Genomic DNA, 18,270 nt, shown 5'->3' with positions numbered 1-18,270 from the left:
GCCGCGCCAGGCCCCGCTCCGCATTCCTTAAAGGTGACCCATGTCTTTCGTCTTCGACCCCGCAGCCCCCATCGCCGTGCCCGTTGCCGGCAGCCAGGACAGCTTCCCCGTGCGCCGCGTCTATTGCGTCGGCCGCAACTACGCCGCCCATGCCCGCGAAATGGGCTTCGACCCCGACCGCGAACCGCCGTTCTTCTTCTGCAAGCCGGCCGACGCCGTGGTGCCGGTGGCTGAAGGCAGCACCCTGTCGCTGCCCTATCCTTCTGAGACCGCCAATCTGCACTACGAGATCGAACTGGTGGCGGCCATTGGCAAGGGCGGCGCCAACATCTCCGTCGACGAGGCCCTGCAACACGTCTGGGGCTATGCCGTGGGCCTGGACATGACCCGCCGCGACCTGCAGATGAAGATGCGCGAAGCCGGCCGCCCGTGGGAACTGGGCAAGGCCTTCGACCAGAGCGCGCCCATCGGCCCCCTGCATCCTGCTGGCGCAGTCAAGAACATCGACCAGGCCGCCATCTGGCTGCAGGTCAACGGCGCCGACAAACAAAGAAGCGACATCGGCAAGCTGATCTGGTCAGTCGCCGAAACCGTCGCCTACCTGTCCAAGTACTTCCGCCTGGAAGCCGGCGACCTGATCTACACCGGCACGCCCGAAGGCGTAGGCCCGGTGGTGCGCGGCGACAAGATGGTCGGCGGCGTGGACGGCCTGGGCACGCTCAGCGTGCAGATGGCGTGAACCCTCCGGAAATTCGCATGCAACTGCACAGCTTCTTCAATAGTTCCACCTCTTATCGCGTGCGCATCGCGCTGGCGCTCAAGGGTTTGCCGTACGAGTACCTGCCCGTGAACCTGCGCAAGCAGGAGCAGCGCGCCGCGGATTACGTGGCCAGGAATCCCTCGGCGGGCGTACCCCTGTTGATCGATGGCGACACCCAGCTGTCGCAGTCGCTGGCCATCATCGACTACCTGGACGCCACCCACCCCGAGCCGCGCCTGATTCCGGCCGGCACGCTGGAACGCGCCCGCGTGCTGGAGCTTTCCGACGCCATTTCCTGCGACATCCACCCCGTCAACAACATGCGCATCCTGCGCTATCTGCAGGACGTGCTGGGCGCCAGCGAAGAACAGAAGAACGCCTGGTATCACCACTGGATCCGCGAAGGCATGACGGCCGTGGAAGCGCTGCTGGCGCGCCACGGCCACGGCGCCTATTGCTACGGCGATGCGCCCACGCTGGCGGACTGCTGCCTGGTGCCGCAGATGGCGAACGCCCAGCGCATGGGCTGCGACCTGTCGGCCTATCCGCGCGCCATGCGCGTCTATGAGTACTGCAATGCGCAGCCCGCCTTCCAGCAGGCGGCCCCCACCCAGCAACCGGACTACACCAAGTGAGCAACCAGGAACCCGACACCCAGGGCGCGCCGCTGCGCGAATACACCGATCCCGCCTACCGCCCTCTATGCGCCACCCTGGCGGACGTGCGCGCCAACATCGACCGGTTGGACGACGAGATCGTGCGCCTGATCGCCGAGCGCGCCATGTACGTGAAGGACGCCGCGCGCTTCAAGCGCGACGCCTTCCAGGTCAGCGCCCCGGCCCGCCAGGCCCAGGTCTTCGAAAAGGCGCGCCTGCTGGCCGAACGCCACAACCAGGGCTTCGCCAATCTGGACCAGGTCGTGGACGCCACCTATCGCGCCATGGTCGCGGCCTTCATCGCCAACGAACAAACCTATTTCAACACCATGAAAGATCTCGGAGACACCCATGCATAAGCCCTACGCGCGCCGTATCGCCGCCCATGCGCTGATCCTGGGATTGGCCGCGCTTGCGCCGCTGGCCGCCGCGCAAGCCCAGGCCTGGCCGGCCCAGCCGCTCAAGGCCATCGTGCCCTTCGGCCCGGGCTCCAGCCCCGACCAGGTGGCGCGCATCGTCGGCGAAAAGGCCGGCGCCATCCTGGGCCAGAGCATCGTCATCGAGAACAAGCCGGGCGCCAGCGGCAACATCGGCACCTATGCCATCGCCAACGCCAAGCCCGACGGCTACACCTTCGGCGTGTCCATTACCGGCCCGCTGGTCAACAACACGCTGCTGTTCGACAAGCTGCCCTATGCGCCGGCTACCGACCTGGCGCCGCTGACGCTGGCGGTGCACCAGCCCAATGTGCTGGTCGTGCCCGCCTCGGCCGGCATCGACAACATCGGCCAGTTGCTGGAAGCGCTGAAGAAAAATTCAGACAAGTACAACTTCCCGTCCACGGGCGCCGGCACGGTGTCGCACCTGGCCGTGGAACTGATGCTGCAGCAGACCGGCGCGCGCGCCACCCACGTGCCCTATCCCTCGTCGCCCGCGGCGCTGACCTCGCTGTTGTCCGGCGACACACAGTTCGCCGCGCTGCCGCCCATCGCCGTCATGCCCATGGTGAAGGACGGACGCCTGAAGGCGCTGGCCGTCACCTCTTCCAGGCGCTCGGCCCTGCTGCCCGACATCCCGACGCTGGCCGAAGTCGGCGTGCCGGGAATCGAAGGCTCGGCGTGGATCGGCTTTGTGATCTCGTCCAAGGTTCCCGCCGACATCCAGAAGAAGCTGTCCGACGCGCTGATCCAGGCCATACGCGATCCCGAGGTCACCAAGCGCCTGCAGGCCCAGTTCATGGATCCCGCCGGCACCACGCCCGCCGAATTCCGCGCCTATATGGATGACGAACTCAAGCGCTGGGAGCCGCTCATCAAGAAACTGGGCATCAAGGGCCAGTAAGCCGGCGCCCGGCCACGCCTCGCAATCCACACAAGGAGAACTCGGGATGCTCATCACCGAACCCGCCCGCCAGGTTCCGCTCTACGGCGAATATGACGTCGTCGTGCTGGGCGGCGGCCCCGCCGGCCTGCTGGCCGCCGCCAGCGCCGCGCGCAACGGCGCCAGCGTGCTGCTGGTGGAACGTTACGGCTTCCTGGGAGGGATGGGCACGGCGGCCGGCGTATCCAACTTCTGCGGCCTGCACGCGAACGTCCGCGGCAATATCCGCCAGGTGGTCCACGGTATGACGGAGGACTTGCTGGACCGCATGCGGGCCTTGGACGGCCTCAACGAGCCGCATCTGATCCTGGGCAAGATCCACGCCCAGGCCTACGACATCTCGGCCTTCAAGTGCGCCGCCGACGGGCTGGTCCAGGCCAGCGGCGCGCAGGTGCTGTTCCATGCGCTGGCCACCGGCCTGGCGCGCGGCGCCGACGGCAGCGTGGATGCGCTGTTCCTGGAAACCAAGTCCGGCCGCTGCGCCGTGCGCGCCAAGGTCTATATCGATTGCTCGGGCGACGCCGACATCGCCCAATGGGGCGGCCTGCCCTTCGAAAAGGGCGACGAGCACGGCGGCATGCTTTACCCCACGCTGATGTTCAAGGTCGGCAATGTCGACGGCGCCCGCGCCCAGGAAGCCTGGAAGACCATTCCGCAGCTGATGGACCAGGCCGCGGCCAGCGGCGAATTCACCTTCCCGCGCCGCGGCGCCATCGTGCGCCCGCAAAAACATGACTACGAATGGCGGGTCAACGTCACCCAGCTGGCCAACGCCGACGGCAGCGCGGCCGACGGCACCGACGCCGATTCCCTGTCGGCCGGCGAACTCGAAGGCCGCCGCCAGATCGTGCAATACCTCGCCTTCCTGCGCGCCAAGGTGCCGGGTTTCGAGAACGCCTATGTGCTGGACATCGCACCGCAGCTGGGCATCCGCGAAACGCGCCGCATCGTGGGCGAGGCCGTCCTGAGCAAGGAAGACGTGCTGGGCTGCGCCGACTTTCCGGACAGCATCGGCGTCAACGGCTGGCCGCTGGAAATGCACACGGCCGGCGACGTGCAATGGCTCTGGCCTCCTATCCCCGAGTCCCGCGGCTATAACCAGCTGCCATTCCGCATGATGGTCCCCAAACGCGCCCCGGGCGTGGCGGGCAACGTGCTGGTGGCCGGACGCTGCGCCTCCATGACGCACGAAGGCCAGTCGGCCGCGCGCGTAAGCGGCAGCTGCTTCGTCATGGGCGAGGCCGCGGGCACGGCGGCCGCCATGGCGCTGCGCGCCGGCATCGCACCGGGCGACGTGCCCATTTCCGCCTTGCAGGCGCAGCTGTTGAAACAAGGCGTGTTCCTGGGCGGCCAGGACTGAACGGCGCGGAGGCCACATATGAACGCAACGCAAACCGATAAATCCGTGATCGTGGTGGGCGGCGGCATCGGCGGCCTGGCCGCCGCGCTGGCGCTGACCCGGCAAGGCATCGCCGTGCAGTTGCTGGAGCAGGCCGCGCACATCGGCGAAATCGGCGCCGGCATCCAGCTGGGCCCCAACGCCTTCGCGGCGCTGGACGCCCTGGGCGTGGGCCAGACCGCGCGCGCCCGCGCCGTCTTCACCGACCACATCATCATGATGGACGCGGTCGACGCCAAAGAGGTCGTGCGCATCGATACAGGCGAGGCCTTCCGCGAGCGCTTCGGCGGCCCCTACGCCGTGATCCACCGCGCCGACATCCACCTGTCCATCCTGGAGGCCGTGCGGCAGAATCCGCTGATCAGCTTTCGCACCTCCACCCAGATCGCCTCCATGTCGCAGGACGACAAGGGCGTGGAGGCCGTGGACACGCAGGGCAACCGCTATCGCGCCGACGCCGTAGTGGGCGCGGACGGCGTGAAGTCCGTGATCCGCGAACGCATGGTGGGCGACCCGGCGCGCGTGACCGGCCACGTGGTCTACCGCGCCGTGGTCGAACGCGAGAACATGCCCGAGGAGCTGCGCATCAACGCGCCGGTGCTGTGGGCCGGCCCGCACTGCCATCTGGTGCACTACCCCTTGCGCGGCGGCCAACAATACAACCTGGTGGTGACTTTCCACAGCCGCGAACAAGAAGAATGGGGCGTGCGCGAGGGCAGCAAGGAAGAAGTGCTTTCCTACTTCCAGGGCATCCACCCGCGTCCGCACCAGATGCTGGACCGCCCCAGTTCCTGGAAGCGCTGGGCCACCGCCGACCGCGAACCCGTGGAGCGCTGGGGCCAGGGCCGCGTGACCATTCTGGGCGATGCCGCCCATCCCATGACCCAATACATGGCCCAGGGCGCCTGCATGGCGCTGGAGGATGCGGTGACATTGGGCGAGGCCGTGAAGCAGTGCGGCCACGACTTGGAGGCCGCGTTCCGCCTGTACGAATCCGTCCGCATCCCGCGCAGCGCGCGGGTGGTGTGGTCCACGCGCGAAATGGGCAGGCTCTATCACGCGCGGGGCGTCGAACGCACCGTGCGCAACATGCTGTGGACTGGCCGCAGCCAGTCGCAGTTCTACGACGCGTTGCAGTGGCTGTACGGCTGGAAGGTGGAAAACTGCCTCGCGGGGCATTCCTCTCAATAGAAAAAATGCAGGCACCCAAGGAGACAACCATGAGAAAAACCGCAATCCGCGGCAGCGCCGCCCTCGCGCTTGCGCTGACCGCGTTCGCGGCCGCCGCGCAGCAGAAGCCGGTCGATATCGGCTTCATCGGCACCCTGTCCACGCCCGCCGGCTACATCGGCGAAGACGAGCGCGACGCCTTCATGCTGGCCGTGAAGGAAGGCGGGGGCAAGCTGGGCGGCGTGCCGGTCAATGTGCGCGTGGAGGACGATGCGCTCAAACCCGCCAACGCCAAGCAGATCGCCGACAAGATGGTGCAGGGCGGCGTGCGGTTGTTCACCGGCATCAATTTCTCCAACGTCATGGCGGCCGTGGGGCCCACGGTGCTGAACGCGGGCGGCTTCTATGTCAGCCTGAACGCAGGCCCCTCCAACTACGCCGGCAAGGCCTGCAACCCGAACTACTTCTCGGTGGCGTTCCAGAACGACTCCTACGCCGACACCGCGGGCCTGGCCGCCAACGAGCTGGGCGCCAAGCGCGTGGTCATCATGGCGCCCAACTACCAGGCCGGACGCGATGCCGTCGCAGGCTTCAAGCGCACCTACAAAGGCGAAATCGCCGACGAGATCTACACCAAGCTGGAACAGGCCGACTTCTCGGTGGAACTGGCGCGCATCCGCTCGCTCAATCCCGACGCCATCTTCCAGTTCCACCCTGGCGGCGCCGGCATCAACCTGACCAAGCAATTCGCCAACTCCGGCCTGGCCGACAAGATCCGCATGATCACGCCCATCTACTCGATGGACGACCGCATGCTGGCCGCCACCGGCAACGCCGGCAAGGGCTTCTACCTGAGCTCGCTGTGGAGCGCGGATCTCGACAACCCGCAGAGCAAGCATTTCGTCGAAGCCTTCACCAAAGCCTACAACCGCGCGCCCACCGCCTACGCGGCGCAGGCCTACGACACCGCCAACCTGATCGGCTCCGCGCTGAAGGCGGTGGACGGCGACATCACCGGCCGCGCCGACGACTTCCGCAACGCGCTGCGCCGCGCCGACTTCCCCAGCGTGCGCGGCAAGTTCAAGTTCGGCTCCAACCAGCATCCGATCCAGGACTGGTACCTGTTGCACATTGAAGATGGCCCGGACGGCAAGCTGGTCTACAAGAACCTGAAGGTCATCGCCCGCGACCATACCGACGTGCACGCCGCCGACTGCAAGATGTAAGTCCGCACGACGCCTGGCGGATTGCGCGCAGTCCGCCGGGCCCACTCCACAAGGAGTCCCCATGCTGATGTTCCTGGAGCAGGTCTTGAATGGCCTGCAGTACAGCGCATTGCTGTTCCTGCTGTCGGCGGGCTTGACGCTGGTGTTCGGCATCATGAACGTCATCAACCTGACGCACGGTTCGTTCTACATGGTCGGCGCGTTCTGCGCGGCCAGCGCGGCGGCGGCCACCGGATCGTTCCTGGCCGCGCTGCTGGCGGCGCTGGCGGGCGCGGCGCTCTATGGGCTGGTGGTGGAACTGCTGGTGATCCGCCATCTGTACCGCCGCGACCACCTGGACCAGGTGCTGGCCACGCTGGGCCTGACGCTGTTCACCAACGAGATGGTGACGGTTCTGTTCGGCCGCAGCCCGCCTTTCATGGACATTCCGCCCTTCCTGTCAGGTTCCGTGGAGATTCTGCCCGGCCTTAACTATCCCCTCATGCGGCTGGCTTTCATCGGCGCCGGCGTGCTGGTGGCGCTGGGGCTGTGGCTGCTGATCTCGCGCACGCGCGTCGGCATGCTGGTGCGCGCCGGCGCCGACGACGGCGAAATGGTCGACGCGCTGGGCGTGAACATCCAGCGCCTGTTCACGCTGATCTTCACGCTGGGCGCCCTGCTCTGCGGCTTTGCCGGCGTGATGGCGGCGCCGCTCCTGGCGGTGGAAATCGGCATGGGCGAGCGCATCCTCATCACCACCTTCGTCGTCATCGTGGTGGGCGGAGTGGGTTCGGTGCGCGGCGCGCTGGTCGGCTCGCTCATGATAGGCATGACCGATGCGCTGGGGCGCGCCTACATCCCGTTCTGGATGTCGCGGCTGCTGCCGCCAGAGCTGTCGGACTCGGCGAGTTCCAGCCTGGTCTCGGCCAGCATCTACATCCTGATGGCCATCGTGCTGCTGTTCAAGCCGCGCGGCCTGGTACCCGCGCAGCGATAGGAACGATATCCATGACCAGAAAAACACTCGTCAACATGATCGGGCTGCTGCTGTTCGCCCTGGTGCCGGCCATCGCGTCGGCCACCGGCGAAAGCTTCCTGGTCAACCTGATGACCCGCTTTCTCATCTACGCCATCGCCGCCGTCAGCCTGGACCTGATCCTGGGCTACGGCGCCATGGTCAGCTTCGGCCATGCCGCCTTCTTCGGACTGGGCGGCTACGTGATCGGCATCGCCGGCTTTCACCTGGCCCAGGGCGACACGCTGTTCGGCTGGAGCGGCAGCAACGCGGCGCTGGTGATGTGGCCCCTGGCCATCGCTGCCGCCGCGCTGGCCGGCCTGGTGGTGGGCTTCCTGTCGCTGCGCACCTCCGGCGTGCAGTTCATCATGATCACCCTGGCCTTTGGACAGATGCTGTACTTCATCCTGGTCGGCCTGATGGTCTATGGCGGCGATGACGGCCTGTCCATCGACGTGCGCAACACCCTGCCCGGCATGGACATGAACCGTCCCGCGACCTTCTATTACGTCTGCCTGGCGCTCATGACGGCATGGATCCTGGCCTGCCGCCGCATCGTCAACTCGCCCTTCGGCATGGCGCTGCAAAGCATCAAGCAGAATCCGCGCCGCAGCATCGGCCTGGGCTTGGCGCCCCTGCGCTACCGGCTCACCGCCTTCGTGCTGTCGGCCGCGGGCACCGGGCTGGCGGGCGCGCTATGGGCCAACTATGCGCTCTTCGTCAGCCCCGACATGACTTCCTGGCAGAAGTCCGGCGAACTCATGGCCATGGTGATCCTGGGCGGCATGGGCTCCATCTTCGGTCCCGTTCTGGGCGTGGCCGTGTACCTGGGCCTGGAACAGATCGCCACCGCCTGGACCGAGCACTGGATGCTGATCCTGGGCCCGGTGCTGGTGCTGGTGGTGCTGTTCGGCAAGCGCGGCGTCTATGGCTGGCTGGTGGGAGGCAAGCACCATGACTGATCATCCCAAACTGGAAATCCGCGACCTGCAGAAATCCTTCGGCGCCGTGCGTGCGACGCAAGGCGTCAACCTGCGGGTCCGGCCCGGCGAACTGCATGCGCTCATTGGCCCCAACGGCGCGGGCAAGACCACGCTGCTGTCGCAGATCAGCGGCGAGATCCTGCCGGACGCGGGCGGCATCCTGCTGGACGGCCGCGACATCACCCGCATGCCGGCCCACAAGCGGCCCGCGGCGGGTCTGGCGCGCTCGTTCCAGATCAGCCAGCTCTATCCCGCCTTCAGCGCCGAGGACAACGTCGCCATGGCGGTACAGGCGCGCAGCCCGGGCGGCTTCAACCTGTGGAAGAACGCCCGCAGCCTGCCGCAACTGCGCCAACCTGCCAGAGAGGCGCTGGAACGCGTCGGCCTGGGCGGCCGCACCCACGTGCGAGTTTCAGAACTGGCCCACGGCGAGAAACGCCAGCTGGAACTGGCGATGGCCTTGTCGCTGGATGCCTCGCTGTTGCTGCTGGACGAACCCATGGCCGGCATGGGCGCCGAGGAATCCCAGCGCATGACCGCGCTGCTGCAGGAACTGAAGGGCCGCTACGCCATCCTGCTGGTCGAACACGACATGGACGCCGTCTTCGCCCTGGCCGACCGCATCACCGTGCTGGTTTATGGCAAGACCATCTTCACCGGCACGCCCGACGAGGTGCGCCATCACCCCGACGTGCGCGCCGCCTATCTGGGCGAGGAGGACTGATGCTGCAACTCAAGCAACTGCAGGCCGGCTACGGCGCAAGCAAAGTGCTGTTCGGCGTGGACTTGGACATCGCCGCGCGCCAGGTCGTATCCCTGATCGGCCGCAACGGCATGGGCAAGACCACCACCGTGAAAACCATCATGGGCATGCTGCCCGCCCAAGGCGGCAGCATCCTGCTCGACGGCCAACCCATCGCGGGCCAGGCGCCGCACCGCATCGCCCAACTGGGCATAGGCCTGGTGCCCGAAGGCCGCCGCGTCTTCGGCTCGCTGTCGGTGGAAGAAAACCTGATCGCCACCGCCCGCAACACCCGCGCCGGCTGGCACGTCGGCCGCGTCTTCGACCTGTTCCCGCGCCTGAAGGAACGCCGCGCCCAATCCGCTCGCACCCTGTCCGGCGGCGAACAGCAAATGCTCGCCGTCGGCCGCGCCCTCCTCATCAACCCGCGCCTGCTCATCCTGGACGAAGCCACCGAAGGCCTGGCGCCGCTGATCCGCCACGAAATCTGGAATTGCCTGCGCCGCCTGAAGGAAGAAGGCCAGACCATCCTGGTGATAGACAAGAACCTGAAGGAAATGGCGACGCTCGTCGACCGCCACCACGTTCTCGAAAAAGGCCGCGTCGTCTGGCAAGGCAGCCCCACGGAACTCGCCGCGCAGCCCGAACTGGCGCAGCGCTACCTGGGCGTCTAATCGGATGATTCGCAGAAGCTCAGCCGATTCCCGAACGGATCGATGACCGCCATCACCCGCCCCCAAGGCATCTCTTCCACGCCGGGCCGCATATAGCCATAGCCCTTGGCGTTCACCTCGGCCTGGAACTCGTCCACGCCCCGCATCCGCACGAACACCGCGGACCCGGGCGTGGCATCGCCGTGGTGCTCGCTCAGGTGCAGCACCAGGTCACCGCGATGCACTTGCGCATACAGCGGCATGCCCGGCTCGAAGCGATGCTCCCAGTCCCACTCGAACCCCAGGAAATCCAGATAGAACTCACGCGCCTTCTCCACGGAGAAAATGCGCAAAATGGGAATGGCAGCTTGCAGATGCATGACGGCCCCAGATAAAAAAGCAAGGACGCTCAGCATAGATCACAAGCCGCACCGCAAAGCGCAAAGCACAAGGCACAAGGCACACAGCATCACGACGCAAGACACCGCGTAAGCCCCAAAAGGCCGCCCGCGCGGCCGGCCTGGGGCGGGCCCCGCAAGACACGCCCCCCCACACAGATGTCGGCAAGAACCAGAAGAACGCCAATCGCCCCAGCTGACGTCAAGTTTCAACCGCCAGAGCCCGGTGCGTCGGTGGCCCGGGAGGCGCGGGGCGTCGATAAGCCCGACGGAATCCGTAGGGAAGACCGAAGGCCTGGACGAGGATGAGGACGGGGAAGTCCGGAGCGAAGGCTCCGGACCGCAATCGTTGACCCGCGCCTCCCGGGCCACCGACGCACCGGGCGTCTTAAGAACCAACGACGCCCATCAAGACAAACCAATCAATTCAAACTAGCACCCGAGATCTTCACAATCTCCTGATACTTCGCCTTCTCGCTCTTGACGAACTCGGCAAACGCCTCAGGCGTCATCGGCGCAGCCTCAGACCCCATCGTCAGCAAGCGCTGCTTCACATCCGCCTGCTGCATCGCCTCCGAGTAAGCCTTGTTCAGCTTCGCCACCACCGGCGCCGGCGTACCGCCCGTCGTGAACACTCCGAACCAGGTCCCCAGGTCAAAACCCTTGATCCCCGACTCTTCCACCGTAGGCACATCCGCCAGCAGCGACGAACGCTTGGCGGTGGTCACGGCCAATGCCTTGACCTTGCCGTCCTTGATCAGCGGCGCCGAAGCCGCCAGGTTATCGAACATGAAATCCGACTGGCCCGACAGCAACGCCAGCTGCGCAGGCGCCGCGCCCTGGTAAGGAATGTGCTCGACATTGATCCCCGCGCGCGCCTTCAACAGCTCGCCCGACAGATGGCCCGCGCTGCCGTTGCCGCCCGAACCGTAGTTCAGCTTGCCCGGATTCTTCTTGGCGTAGTCGATCAGATCGGCCAGCTTCTCGATCTTGTTCTTCTGCGCGAACTCGACGTTCATCACCAGCACATTGGGCACCGAGGCCACGATGGTCACCGGCGCGAAATCCTTCACCGGGTCATACGGCAGATTGGCGAACAGCCAGGGATTGATGGCGTGGGTCGCGACCGCGCCCATCACCAGCGTATAACCGTCGGCCGGCGCCTTGGCCACCAGGTCGGCGCCGATGTTGCCACCCGCGCCCGAACGGTTTTCCACGATGACCGGCTGCCCCAGCGAGCCGCGCACCTTCTCGGCCAGCATGCGGGCCATGGTGTCCAGCGGGCCGCCGGGCGGGTAAGGCACGACGAAGCGCAGCGGCTTGGTCGGGAAATCGGTGGCCTGGGCCAGCGCCGGAGCGCCGAAAGGCAGGGTGGCGGCCAGCGCCACGGCGCCTTGCAACAGGGCGCGGCGCACAGCGCTGCGGGGGGTCTGCGTCATGATGTTGTTCTCCTCGCTTCGGATCAATAGCGGTCAGTAGCATACCGCAGCGAGGAATCAGGCGTAACAAAGAGATACCAGCACAACCCCCGGCTGTTCACGCCGCTGCCCCCGCCGCGGCAACAGGCCGCCCCAAGAAAAAACCGCCCGAAGGCGGTTTTGAAGCATCAGTGCAGGATCTGGCTCAAGAAGAGCTTGGTCCGGTCGTTCTGCGGATTGTCGAAGAACTCATCCGGGCTGTTCTGCTCGATGATCTCGCCGCGGTCCATGAAGATCACGCGGTTGGCGACCTTGCGCGCGAAGCCCATTTCGTGGGTCACGCAGATCATGGTCATGCCGCTTTCCTGCGCCAGGTTGACCATCACGTCCAGCACTTCCTTGACCATTTCCGGGTCCAGCGCCGAGGTCGGCTCATCGAACAGCATGATCTTGGGGCTCATGCACAGCGAACGCGCAATCGCCACGCGCTGCTGCTGCCCGCCCGACAGCTGGCCGGGGAATTTCTTGGCCTGGTCCGGAATGCGCACGCGCTCCAGGTACTTCATGGCCGTGGCCTCGGCTTCGGCGCGCGGCTTCTTCAGCACCCACATGGGTCCCAGCGTCAGGTTCTCCAGCACCGTCAGGTGCGGGAACAGGTTGAAGTGCTGGAACACCATGCCGACGTCCTTGCGGATGGTTTCGATGTGCTTGAGGTCGTTGGTGAGTTCCGTGCCGTCCACGATGATGTGGCCCTTCTGGTGCTCTTCCAGGCGGTTGATGCAGCGGATCATGGTGGACTTGCCCGAACCCGACGGCCCGCACACCACGATGCGCTCACCCGGCGCGACGTCCAGGTTGATGTTGCGCAGCACGTGGAACTGCCCGTACCACTTGTTCACGTCCTGCAATTTGATGATGGCATCAGACATGCCTGTACTCCCGTAAGTATCGCGGTGCGCGTCCGCCCGGGGCGGACGCGCTGCAAAGTTCTAGCGTGCGTGTCCCGTGGCCAGGCGTTTTTCCAGCGCCTGGCTGTACTTGGACATGGAGAAGCAGAAGACGAAGTAGATGAGCGAAATGAACAGGTACGCCTCCACCCCGAATCCGCGCCATGCCGCGTCGGACAAGGCCGCCTTGGCCGCCAGCGTCAGGTCGAAGATGCCGATGATCACCACCAGCGAGGTGTCCTTGAACAGCGCGATGAAAATGCTGACCAGCGGCGGAATCACGATCTTCAGCGCCTGCGGCAGGATGATCTTGCGCATCTGCTGCCAGTAGTTCAGGCCCAGCGAATCCGCGCCCTCGTACTGGCCCTTGGGAATCGCCTGCAGGCCGCCGCGCACCGTTTCGGCGATGTACGCCGCCGCGAACATGATGATCGCGATCTGCGCGCGCAACAGCTTGTCGATGGAGAAGCCTTCAGGCAAGAACAGCGGCAACATCACCGACGACATGAACAGCAGACTGATCAGCGGCACGCCGCGGATCAGCTCGATGTACACGACGCACAGCGCCTTGATGGCAGGCATCTTGGAGCGCCGGCCCAGGGCCAGCAGCACGCCGATGGGGAAGGCGAAGGCAATGCCGAACGTGGACAGGATCAGCGTCAGCGGCAGGCCGCCCCAACGCGCGTTTTCCACGTAGGTCAGGCCGAACACGCCGCCCCACATCAGGAGCGCCACGGCCGTCAGGCCCACGGTCCAGATGACGGCGAGCTTCCAGTTCCAGAAGCGGCGGATGCCGCTGCAGACGATCACAGCCACCAGGATGATGGTTGCGATCAGCGGACGCCATTGCTCGTCGTAGGGATAGGTGCCGAACAGGATCAGCCGGTGCTTCTCGATGATGAACGCCCAGCAGGCGCCCCCGGAAGCGCGGCATTCCTGCGCGTTGGCCGCGGAGAAGTTCGCCTTGATGAAGGCCCATTCCACCAACGCCGGCACTGCCATCAGCAGGAACCAGGCCAGCAGCACCGTGATGAGGATGTTCAGCGGCGACGAGAACAGGCGCGACTTGATCCAGGCCCAGGCGCCCACGTGGGTGCTGGGCGGCGGCAGGCCTTCGGCGGGGATATGCGAAGTGCTGCTCATATCAACGCTCCACCAGCGCGATGCGCTTGTTGTACCAGTTCATGAATATCGAGATCGACAGGCTGACCGTCAGGTACGCGGCCATGATGATGAGGATGCCCTCGATGGCCTGGCCGGTCTGGTTCAGCGTGGTGTTCACCACCGACACGATGTCGGGGTAGCCGATGGCCACCGCCAGCGAGCTGTTCTTGGTCAGGTTCAGGTACTGGCTGGTCATCGGCGGGATGATCACGCGCAGCGCCTGCGGCAGCACCACCAGGCGCAGCACCTGCTTGCGGCGCAGGCCCAGCGAGCCGGCAGCTTCCCACTGGCCATTGTTGACCGCCTGGATGCCCGAACGCACCACCTCGGCGATGAAGGCCGAGGTGTAGATCACCAGGCCCGCCATCAGGGCGGCGAATTCCGGCGACAAGGTCAGGCCGCCCGAGAAGTTGAAGCCCTTGAGCTCCGGCATGTCCAGGGTCAGCGAAGCGCCGCTGACCAGCCAACCGACGATGGGCAAGCCGATGAGCAGGCCGATGGCGGCGCGGCCCAGCGGAAACACGCGGCCGGTCGCCTCCTGGCGCTTCTTGCCCCAGTGGCCCAGCAGGATGATCGCCACGATGGCCAGGCCCAGTCCGGCCAGCATCCAGTCCAGCGAATTGCCTTCCAGCCCCGGCACCTTCAAGCCGCGGTTGGAGATGAAGACGCCGGGCAGCGGATTGTGCGCCTGGCGCGGACCCGGCATGTTTTCCGTGATCAGCGCGTACCAGAAGAACAGCTGCAGCAGCAGCGGCACGTTGCGCATTATCTCGACGTAGACCGAGGTGATCTTGGCGACCAGCCAGTTCTTGGACAGGCGGCCGATGCCAATGAGCGTACCGAGGATGGTCGCCAGCACGATGCCGATGACCGCCACGCGCAGCGTGTTGAGCAGGCCCACCAGGATGGCGCGGCCATAGGTATCCGCAGGGGTATAGGCGATGGGCGTTTCGCCGATCGCGAAGCCGGCCTCGCGGTCCAGAAAGCCGAAGCCCGTGGCGATGTTGCGCACGGACAGGTTGTGCAGCGTGTTTGAAACCAGGAACCACACGGCCCAGGCCACCGCGGCCAGCGCCAGGACTTGATAGACCACGGAGCGCACCCCGGGATCGTTCCAGTTCAGACGCCGGGGAGGTGCCGATGCAGGCGCGCTTTTATTGGGAGTATTCATGAGTAAATCTACAGAAGTCGGACACCGGGCGGCGAAGCCGGTAGGGCCGCGCCACCCACTCCTGCCACCCGCCCGAGGGCGGGAGAGGAAAAACGGAGCGCGGGGCTCCGTTTTTCCAGGCAGCCGTGTGTTAGCGCACCGGCCAGCCGTACATCAAGCCACCTTGCTTGTAGGAAGCATTAAGACCGCGCTCCAGCTTCATCGCGCTGCTCTTGCCCAGCGTGTTTTCGAAGCTCTCGCCGTAGTTGCCCACGTTCTTGATGATGTTGTAGGCCCACTTGTCATCCACGCCCAGGTTCTTGCCCATGCCCGGGGTCACGCCCAGGATGCGCTGGATGTTGGGGTTCGGGCTCTTGGCCATTTCATCGACGTTGGCCTTGGTGATGCCGTATTCCTCGGCTTCGAGCATGGCGTTGAGCGACCAGCGCACGATGTTGAACCATTGCTCGTCGCCCTGGCGGACCATGGGGCCCAGCGGCTCCTTGGAGAAGTCTTCCGGCAGGATGATGAACTTGTCCGGGTTCTCGAGCGTGGTGCGGGTGGAAGCCAGCTGCGACTTGTCGGTGGTGAAGGCGTCGCAGCGGCCGGCCGAGAAGGCACGGATGATTTCGTCGTACTTGTCGATCACGACCGGCTTGAATTCGATCTTCTGGCCGCGGAACCAGTCAGCCAGGTTCAGTTCGGTGGTGGTGCCGGGCTGCACGCAGATGGTGGCGCCGTTCAGTTCCTTGGCGCTCTTGACGTTCAGGTCCTTGGAGACCATGACGCCCTGGCTGTCGTAGTAGTTCACGCCCACGCCGATCAGGCCCAGCGTCGTGTCGCGCGTCAGCGTGACGGTGGTGTTGCGGGTGAGGACGTCGACTTCGCCGGACTGCAGCGCAGTGAAGCGTTGTTGCGTGTTCAGCGGGGTGAACTTGACCTTGGTGGCGTCGCCAAACATGGTCGAGGCGATGGCGCGGCACAGGTCCACGTCGATGCCCTTGTATTCGCCCTTGCTGTCAGCGATGGAGAACCCCGGAATGCCCGTCGAAACCCCGCACTGGACAAACCCTTTTTTCTTGACGTTATCGAAGGTTGCGCCCGCATTGGCAGCCGTGGATGCAGCAAACAAAGCGGCGCCGATCGCAGCGAGTTTCAGTACTTTCATCGTGTTCTCCGTGTGGGATAAAGCGAAGTAGCACGCAGGCCGGGTTGGGTCCACGTATGGGGCGGATGGTAGCGTCCGCGCAGCACGCGGCGCATCCGGGAATTCCCTTGAAATATAGGGACACTGGGTGAAATGAAACGCTGTTTTCTACCAAAAATGGGGGCACTGTTTGAGCCGGGACAAACGCGCCCGGACGCCTTGCGCGCAAATATTTGTCCGCCCCTCGTCCAGGCGGTTTAGGCCACCTTAGTGTCCCCGAGTTACTATTGCGGCTTCATCTGACAGCCGCCATGATCGAATTCCAGCACGTATTCAAATCATATGGTCGCGGCCGCAATATCCTGGCCGACATCAACTTCCGCGTGAGCGCGGGAGAATTCGTTTTCGTATCCGGGCCGTCCGGCGCCGGCAAGTCCACCTTGCTCAAGCTGATCGGCGGGCTGGAGCCCGCCAGCCGGGGTTCGATCCAGGTCAACGGCCAGCGGCTGGACAAGCTGCCCGCCCGCGCCCGGCCGTACCTGCGCCGCGCCGTGGGCGTGATTCTTCAGGACACGCATCTGCTGTTCGATCGAAGCGCGTTCGAAAATGTCATGCTGCCGCTGGCGGTCACCGGCCACGCCTGGGACTCGGCTGCGGCGCGCGCCCGCGCCGCCCTGGACAAGGTGGGACTGTCCGGCAAGGAAGACCTGAATCCGATCGAACTGTCCGGCGGCGAACAGCAACGCCTGGCGATCGCGCGGGCTATCGTGAACCGGCCCGCCATTCTGATTGCCGACGAACCCACCGCCAACCTCGACCATGACAACGCGCAGCGCATCATGAATGTGTTCCGCGACTTCAACCGCGTCGGCGTGACCACGCTGATCGCCTCGCACGACCAGGACCTCATGGCGCGCTACGCCACCCGCACCTTGCGCATCGACCCGGGCAAGTTCGCCGACTCCCAGGGTTCCGCAACGCCGCCGCCTGAGGCCGGCGCGGGACAACCCGGTATCGGACAGCAGCCGGGCGCCGCGTCCGGCCGCGCCTACCCGGGAGAGTCCGCATGAACGCCTGGCTGCGGCAACATCGCTACGCGCTGCTGGTCACCCTGCGCCGGCTGATCAAGCAACCGTTCTCCTCCCTGGCCAACCTGCTGGTCATGGCCTTGGCGCTGGCGCTGCCGCTATTGGGCAGCGCCATCCTGGTTTCGGTCCAGCCGGTGGCGCGCCAGATGTCGGTCACCCCCGAAGTCACCGTCTTCATGCGCGTGGACGCCCCCGCGGGCGCCGCCGCGGACGTGGCCAAACGCATCCAGGACGAATTCAAGGACGACATCCGAGCCGTGCGCGTGGTTGGCCGCGAGGACGCCTTGGCGGATCTGCGCGCCAACCCGGCCTGGCAGCAGGCGCTGGCCGTGCTGCCGGGCAATCCGCTGCCGGACGCGGTGGTGGTGACGCTGGCCGATGGCGACAACCTCGCCGGCCGGGCCGACAAGCTGGCCGCCTCCTGGAAACAATGGAACCACGTCGACCTGGTGCAGCTGGACAGCGCCTGGGTGCAGCGCCTGGAGGCGATCCTGCGCTTTGCCCGCATCGGCCTGGCCTTCCTGGCCGCCTGCGTGGCGGTGGTGGTGCTGGCGACGGTCTTCAACACCGTGCGTATGCAGGCGCTCTCGCAACGCGAGGAGATCGGCGTGGCGCGGCTGGTCGGCGCCACCGAATCCTTCGTGCGCCGCCCCTTCCTCTACCTGGGCGCGCTATCGGGCGCGGTGGCCTCGCTTCTGGCCATCGGCGTGGCGGCGGTCGCGCTGTCGCCGCTGAACGACGCCCTGGTCGGGCTGGCCCGCAGCTACGGGGCCGAATTCGCCCTGCACCTGCCAGGCCCGGCCGTGCTGATCGGCGCGGTGGTGGCTTCGGCCGCCCTGGGCGCCCTGTCGGCCCGCTGGTCGGTTACCCGCAGCACGCGCTTCTGACGCGCGGCGCCTAAAGCTCCGTATAAAGCCCCTTCTTCCCCGTGATCCGGGGAACGACTTCCGCCCGCCTGTGTAGGATGCTTGCATGCCTGCCCGCGGGCGTCTTCG

Annotated in this window: 19 protein-coding genes; 13 read left to right on the top strand and 6 right to left on the bottom strand. The window is 65.8% G+C overall.

Annotated elements, in window-relative coordinates:
• The first annotated feature begins 40 nt into the window (after positions 1–40).
• The 11 genes from ACZ5YA_RS25310 to ACZ5YA_RS25260 all read left to right on the top strand — a co-directional run bounded on the left by ACZ5YA_RS25310 (position 41) and on the right by ACZ5YA_RS25260 (position 9,984).
• Positions 41–739 carry a fumarylacetoacetate hydrolase family protein gene (locus ACZ5YA_RS25310; protein ID WP_118933908.1) on the top strand — a complete coding sequence of 233 codons (699 nt, stop codon included), beginning with the start codon at positions 41–43 and terminating at the stop codon, positions 737–739.
• Between the two features lie 17 nt (positions 740–756).
• A complete protein-coding gene (gene maiA, locus ACZ5YA_RS25305; protein ID WP_464091395.1) occupies positions 757–1,395 on the top strand; it encodes a maleylacetoacetate isomerase in 639 nt (212 codons plus the stop codon).
• Positions 1,392–1,775: a chorismate mutase gene (locus tag ACZ5YA_RS25300; RefSeq protein WP_059379083.1), complete on the top strand. Its 384-nt coding sequence runs from the start codon at positions 1,392–1,394 to the stop codon at positions 1,773–1,775. The genes maiA and ACZ5YA_RS25300 overlap by 4 nt, the downstream gene beginning before the upstream one ends.
• Positions 1,768–2,757: a Bug family tripartite tricarboxylate transporter substrate binding protein gene (locus ACZ5YA_RS25295; RefSeq protein ID WP_059379085.1), complete on the top strand. Its 990-nt coding sequence runs from the start codon at positions 1,768–1,770 to the stop codon at positions 2,755–2,757. Before ACZ5YA_RS25300 ends, ACZ5YA_RS25295 begins: the two co-directional genes overlap by 8 nt.
• Before the next feature lie 46 nt (positions 2,758–2,803).
• Positions 2,804–4,156 carry an FAD-dependent oxidoreductase gene (locus tag ACZ5YA_RS25290; RefSeq protein WP_059379086.1) on the top strand — a complete coding sequence of 451 codons (1,353 nt, stop codon included), beginning with the start codon at positions 2,804–2,806 and terminating at the stop codon, positions 4,154–4,156.
• An 18-nt stretch (positions 4,157–4,174) separates the two neighbouring features.
• On the top strand, positions 4,175–5,386 hold the full coding sequence (locus ACZ5YA_RS25285) for a 3-hydroxybenzoate 6-monooxygenase (protein ID WP_306634317.1): 1,212 nt from the start codon (positions 4,175–4,177) through the stop codon (positions 5,384–5,386).
• A 29-nt stretch (positions 5,387–5,415) separates the two neighbouring features.
• Positions 5,416–6,591, top strand: a complete 1,176-nt coding sequence (locus tag ACZ5YA_RS25280) for an ABC transporter substrate-binding protein (RefSeq protein WP_251878029.1) — start codon at positions 5,416–5,418, stop codon at positions 6,589–6,591.
• A gap of 61 nt (positions 6,592–6,652) precedes the next feature.
• A complete protein-coding gene (locus tag ACZ5YA_RS25275; protein WP_082401347.1) occupies positions 6,653–7,567 on the top strand; it encodes a branched-chain amino acid ABC transporter permease in 915 nt (304 codons plus the stop codon).
• 11 nt (positions 7,568–7,578) lie between these two features.
• Positions 7,579–8,547: a branched-chain amino acid ABC transporter permease gene (locus tag ACZ5YA_RS25270; protein ID WP_251878031.1), complete on the top strand. Its 969-nt coding sequence runs from the start codon at positions 7,579–7,581 to the stop codon at positions 8,545–8,547.
• Positions 8,540–9,292, top strand: a complete 753-nt coding sequence (locus tag ACZ5YA_RS25265) for an ABC transporter ATP-binding protein (RefSeq protein WP_280016857.1) — start codon at positions 8,540–8,542, stop codon at positions 9,290–9,292. Before ACZ5YA_RS25270 ends, ACZ5YA_RS25265 begins: the two co-directional genes overlap by 8 nt.
• Positions 9,292–9,984, top strand: coding sequence for an ABC transporter ATP-binding protein (locus tag ACZ5YA_RS25260; RefSeq protein WP_059379096.1), 693 nt, complete (start codon positions 9,292–9,294; stop codon positions 9,982–9,984). Before ACZ5YA_RS25265 ends, ACZ5YA_RS25260 begins: the two co-directional genes overlap by 1 nt.
• Here ACZ5YA_RS25260 and ACZ5YA_RS25255 read toward each other — a convergent pair.
• From ACZ5YA_RS25255 to ACZ5YA_RS25230, 6 genes are all read right to left on the bottom strand, one after another.
• Positions 9,981–10,343, bottom strand: coding sequence for a glyoxalase superfamily protein (locus ACZ5YA_RS25255; RefSeq protein WP_118933914.1), 363 nt, complete (start codon positions 10,341–10,343; stop codon positions 9,981–9,983). The genes ACZ5YA_RS25260 and ACZ5YA_RS25255 overlap by 4 nt on opposite strands.
• 440 nt (positions 10,344–10,783) lie before the next feature.
• The gene (locus ACZ5YA_RS25250) at positions 10,784–11,800 is read right to left on the bottom strand and encodes a Bug family tripartite tricarboxylate transporter substrate binding protein (protein ID WP_059379098.1); all 1,017 of its coding nucleotides are present in this window, start codon (positions 11,798–11,800) and stop codon (positions 10,784–10,786) included.
• Positions 11,801–11,967: 167 nt separating this feature from the next.
• Positions 11,968–12,708 carry an amino acid ABC transporter ATP-binding protein gene (locus ACZ5YA_RS25245; protein ID WP_042795434.1) on the bottom strand — a complete coding sequence of 247 codons (741 nt, stop codon included), beginning with the start codon at positions 12,706–12,708 and terminating at the stop codon, positions 11,968–11,970.
• A 60-nt stretch (positions 12,709–12,768) separates the two neighbouring features.
• The gene (locus ACZ5YA_RS25240; protein ID WP_280016898.1) at positions 12,769–13,869 is read right to left on the bottom strand and encodes an amino acid ABC transporter permease; all 1,101 of its coding nucleotides are present in this window, start codon (positions 13,867–13,869) and stop codon (positions 12,769–12,771) included.
• Position 13,870: 1 nt separating this feature from the next.
• Complete coding sequence (locus tag ACZ5YA_RS25235; protein WP_118933915.1) at positions 13,871–15,061, bottom strand: amino acid ABC transporter permease; 1,191 nt, start codon at positions 15,059–15,061, stop codon at positions 13,871–13,873.
• A 130-nt stretch (positions 15,062–15,191) separates the two neighbouring features.
• Entirely contained in the window at positions 15,192–16,208 is a 1,017-nt protein-coding gene (locus ACZ5YA_RS25230; protein WP_059379103.1) for an amino acid ABC transporter substrate-binding protein, read from the bottom strand.
• Positions 16,209–16,498: 290 nt separating this feature from the next.
• Between ACZ5YA_RS25230 and ACZ5YA_RS25225 the strand changes: the two genes are divergently transcribed.
• Together ACZ5YA_RS25225 and ACZ5YA_RS25220 are read left to right on the top strand one after the other, a co-directional pair.
• Positions 16,499–17,257 carry a cell division ATP-binding protein FtsE gene (locus ACZ5YA_RS25225; RefSeq protein WP_306634325.1) on the top strand — a complete coding sequence of 253 codons (759 nt, stop codon included), beginning with the start codon at positions 16,499–16,501 and terminating at the stop codon, positions 17,255–17,257.
• Positions 17,254–18,162 (top strand): cell division protein FtsX, encoded by a 909-nt coding sequence (locus tag ACZ5YA_RS25220; RefSeq protein ID WP_059379105.1) that lies wholly within the window; start codon positions 17,254–17,256, stop codon positions 18,160–18,162. The genes ACZ5YA_RS25225 and ACZ5YA_RS25220 overlap by 4 nt, the downstream gene beginning before the upstream one ends.
• Positions 18,163–18,270 lie beyond the last annotated feature (108 nt).

The sequence above is a fragment of the Achromobacter sp. JCM 18799 genome, assembly GCF_055395645.1.
Note: the sequence above shows the minus strand (reverse complement) of the source record. Positions and strands in the feature narration are given on the sequence as shown.

Coding starts and splice junctions, on each gene's coding strand:
- ACZ5YA_RS25230 (WP_059379103.1), bottom strand. CDS start 16,208: ATGAAAGTACTGAAACTCGCTGCGATCGGCGCCGCTTTGTTTGCTGCA.
- ACZ5YA_RS25295 (WP_059379085.1), top strand. CDS start 1,768: ATGCATAAGCCCTACGCGCGCCGTATCGCCGCCCATGCGCTGATCCTG.
- ACZ5YA_RS25235 (WP_118933915.1), bottom strand. CDS start 15,061: ATGAATACTCCCAATAAAAGCGCGCCTGCATCGGCACCTCCCCGGCGT.
- ACZ5YA_RS25225 (WP_306634325.1), top strand. CDS start 16,499: ATGATCGAATTCCAGCACGTATTCAAATCATATGGTCGCGGCCGCAAT.
- ACZ5YA_RS25260 (WP_059379096.1), top strand. CDS start 9,292: ATGCTGCAACTCAAGCAACTGCAGGCCGGCTACGGCGCAAGCAAAGTG.
- ACZ5YA_RS25220 (WP_059379105.1), top strand. CDS start 17,254: ATGAACGCCTGGCTGCGGCAACATCGCTACGCGCTGCTGGTCACCCTG.
- ACZ5YA_RS25270 (WP_251878031.1), top strand. CDS start 7,579: ATGACCAGAAAAACACTCGTCAACATGATCGGGCTGCTGCTGTTCGCC.
- ACZ5YA_RS25265 (WP_280016857.1), top strand. CDS start 8,540: ATGACTGATCATCCCAAACTGGAAATCCGCGACCTGCAGAAATCCTTC.
- ACZ5YA_RS25310 (WP_118933908.1), top strand. CDS start 41: ATGTCTTTCGTCTTCGACCCCGCAGCCCCCATCGCCGTGCCCGTTGCC.
- ACZ5YA_RS25275 (WP_082401347.1), top strand. CDS start 6,653: ATGCTGATGTTCCTGGAGCAGGTCTTGAATGGCCTGCAGTACAGCGCA.
- ACZ5YA_RS25280 (WP_251878029.1), top strand. CDS start 5,416: ATGAGAAAAACCGCAATCCGCGGCAGCGCCGCCCTCGCGCTTGCGCTG.
- ACZ5YA_RS25255 (WP_118933914.1), bottom strand. CDS start 10,343: ATGCATCTGCAAGCTGCCATTCCCATTTTGCGCATTTTCTCCGTGGAG.
- ACZ5YA_RS25240 (WP_280016898.1), bottom strand. CDS start 13,869: ATGAGCAGCACTTCGCATATCCCCGCCGAAGGCCTGCCGCCGCCCAGC.
- ACZ5YA_RS25290 (WP_059379086.1), top strand. CDS start 2,804: ATGCTCATCACCGAACCCGCCCGCCAGGTTCCGCTCTACGGCGAATAT.
- maiA (WP_464091395.1), top strand. CDS start 757: ATGCAACTGCACAGCTTCTTCAATAGTTCCACCTCTTATCGCGTGCGC.
- ACZ5YA_RS25285 (WP_306634317.1), top strand. CDS start 4,175: ATGAACGCAACGCAAACCGATAAATCCGTGATCGTGGTGGGCGGCGGC.
- ACZ5YA_RS25250 (WP_059379098.1), bottom strand. CDS start 11,800: ATGACGCAGACCCCCCGCAGCGCTGTGCGCCGCGCCCTGTTGCAAGGC.
- ACZ5YA_RS25245 (WP_042795434.1), bottom strand. CDS start 12,708: ATGTCTGATGCCATCATCAAATTGCAGGACGTGAACAAGTGGTACGGG.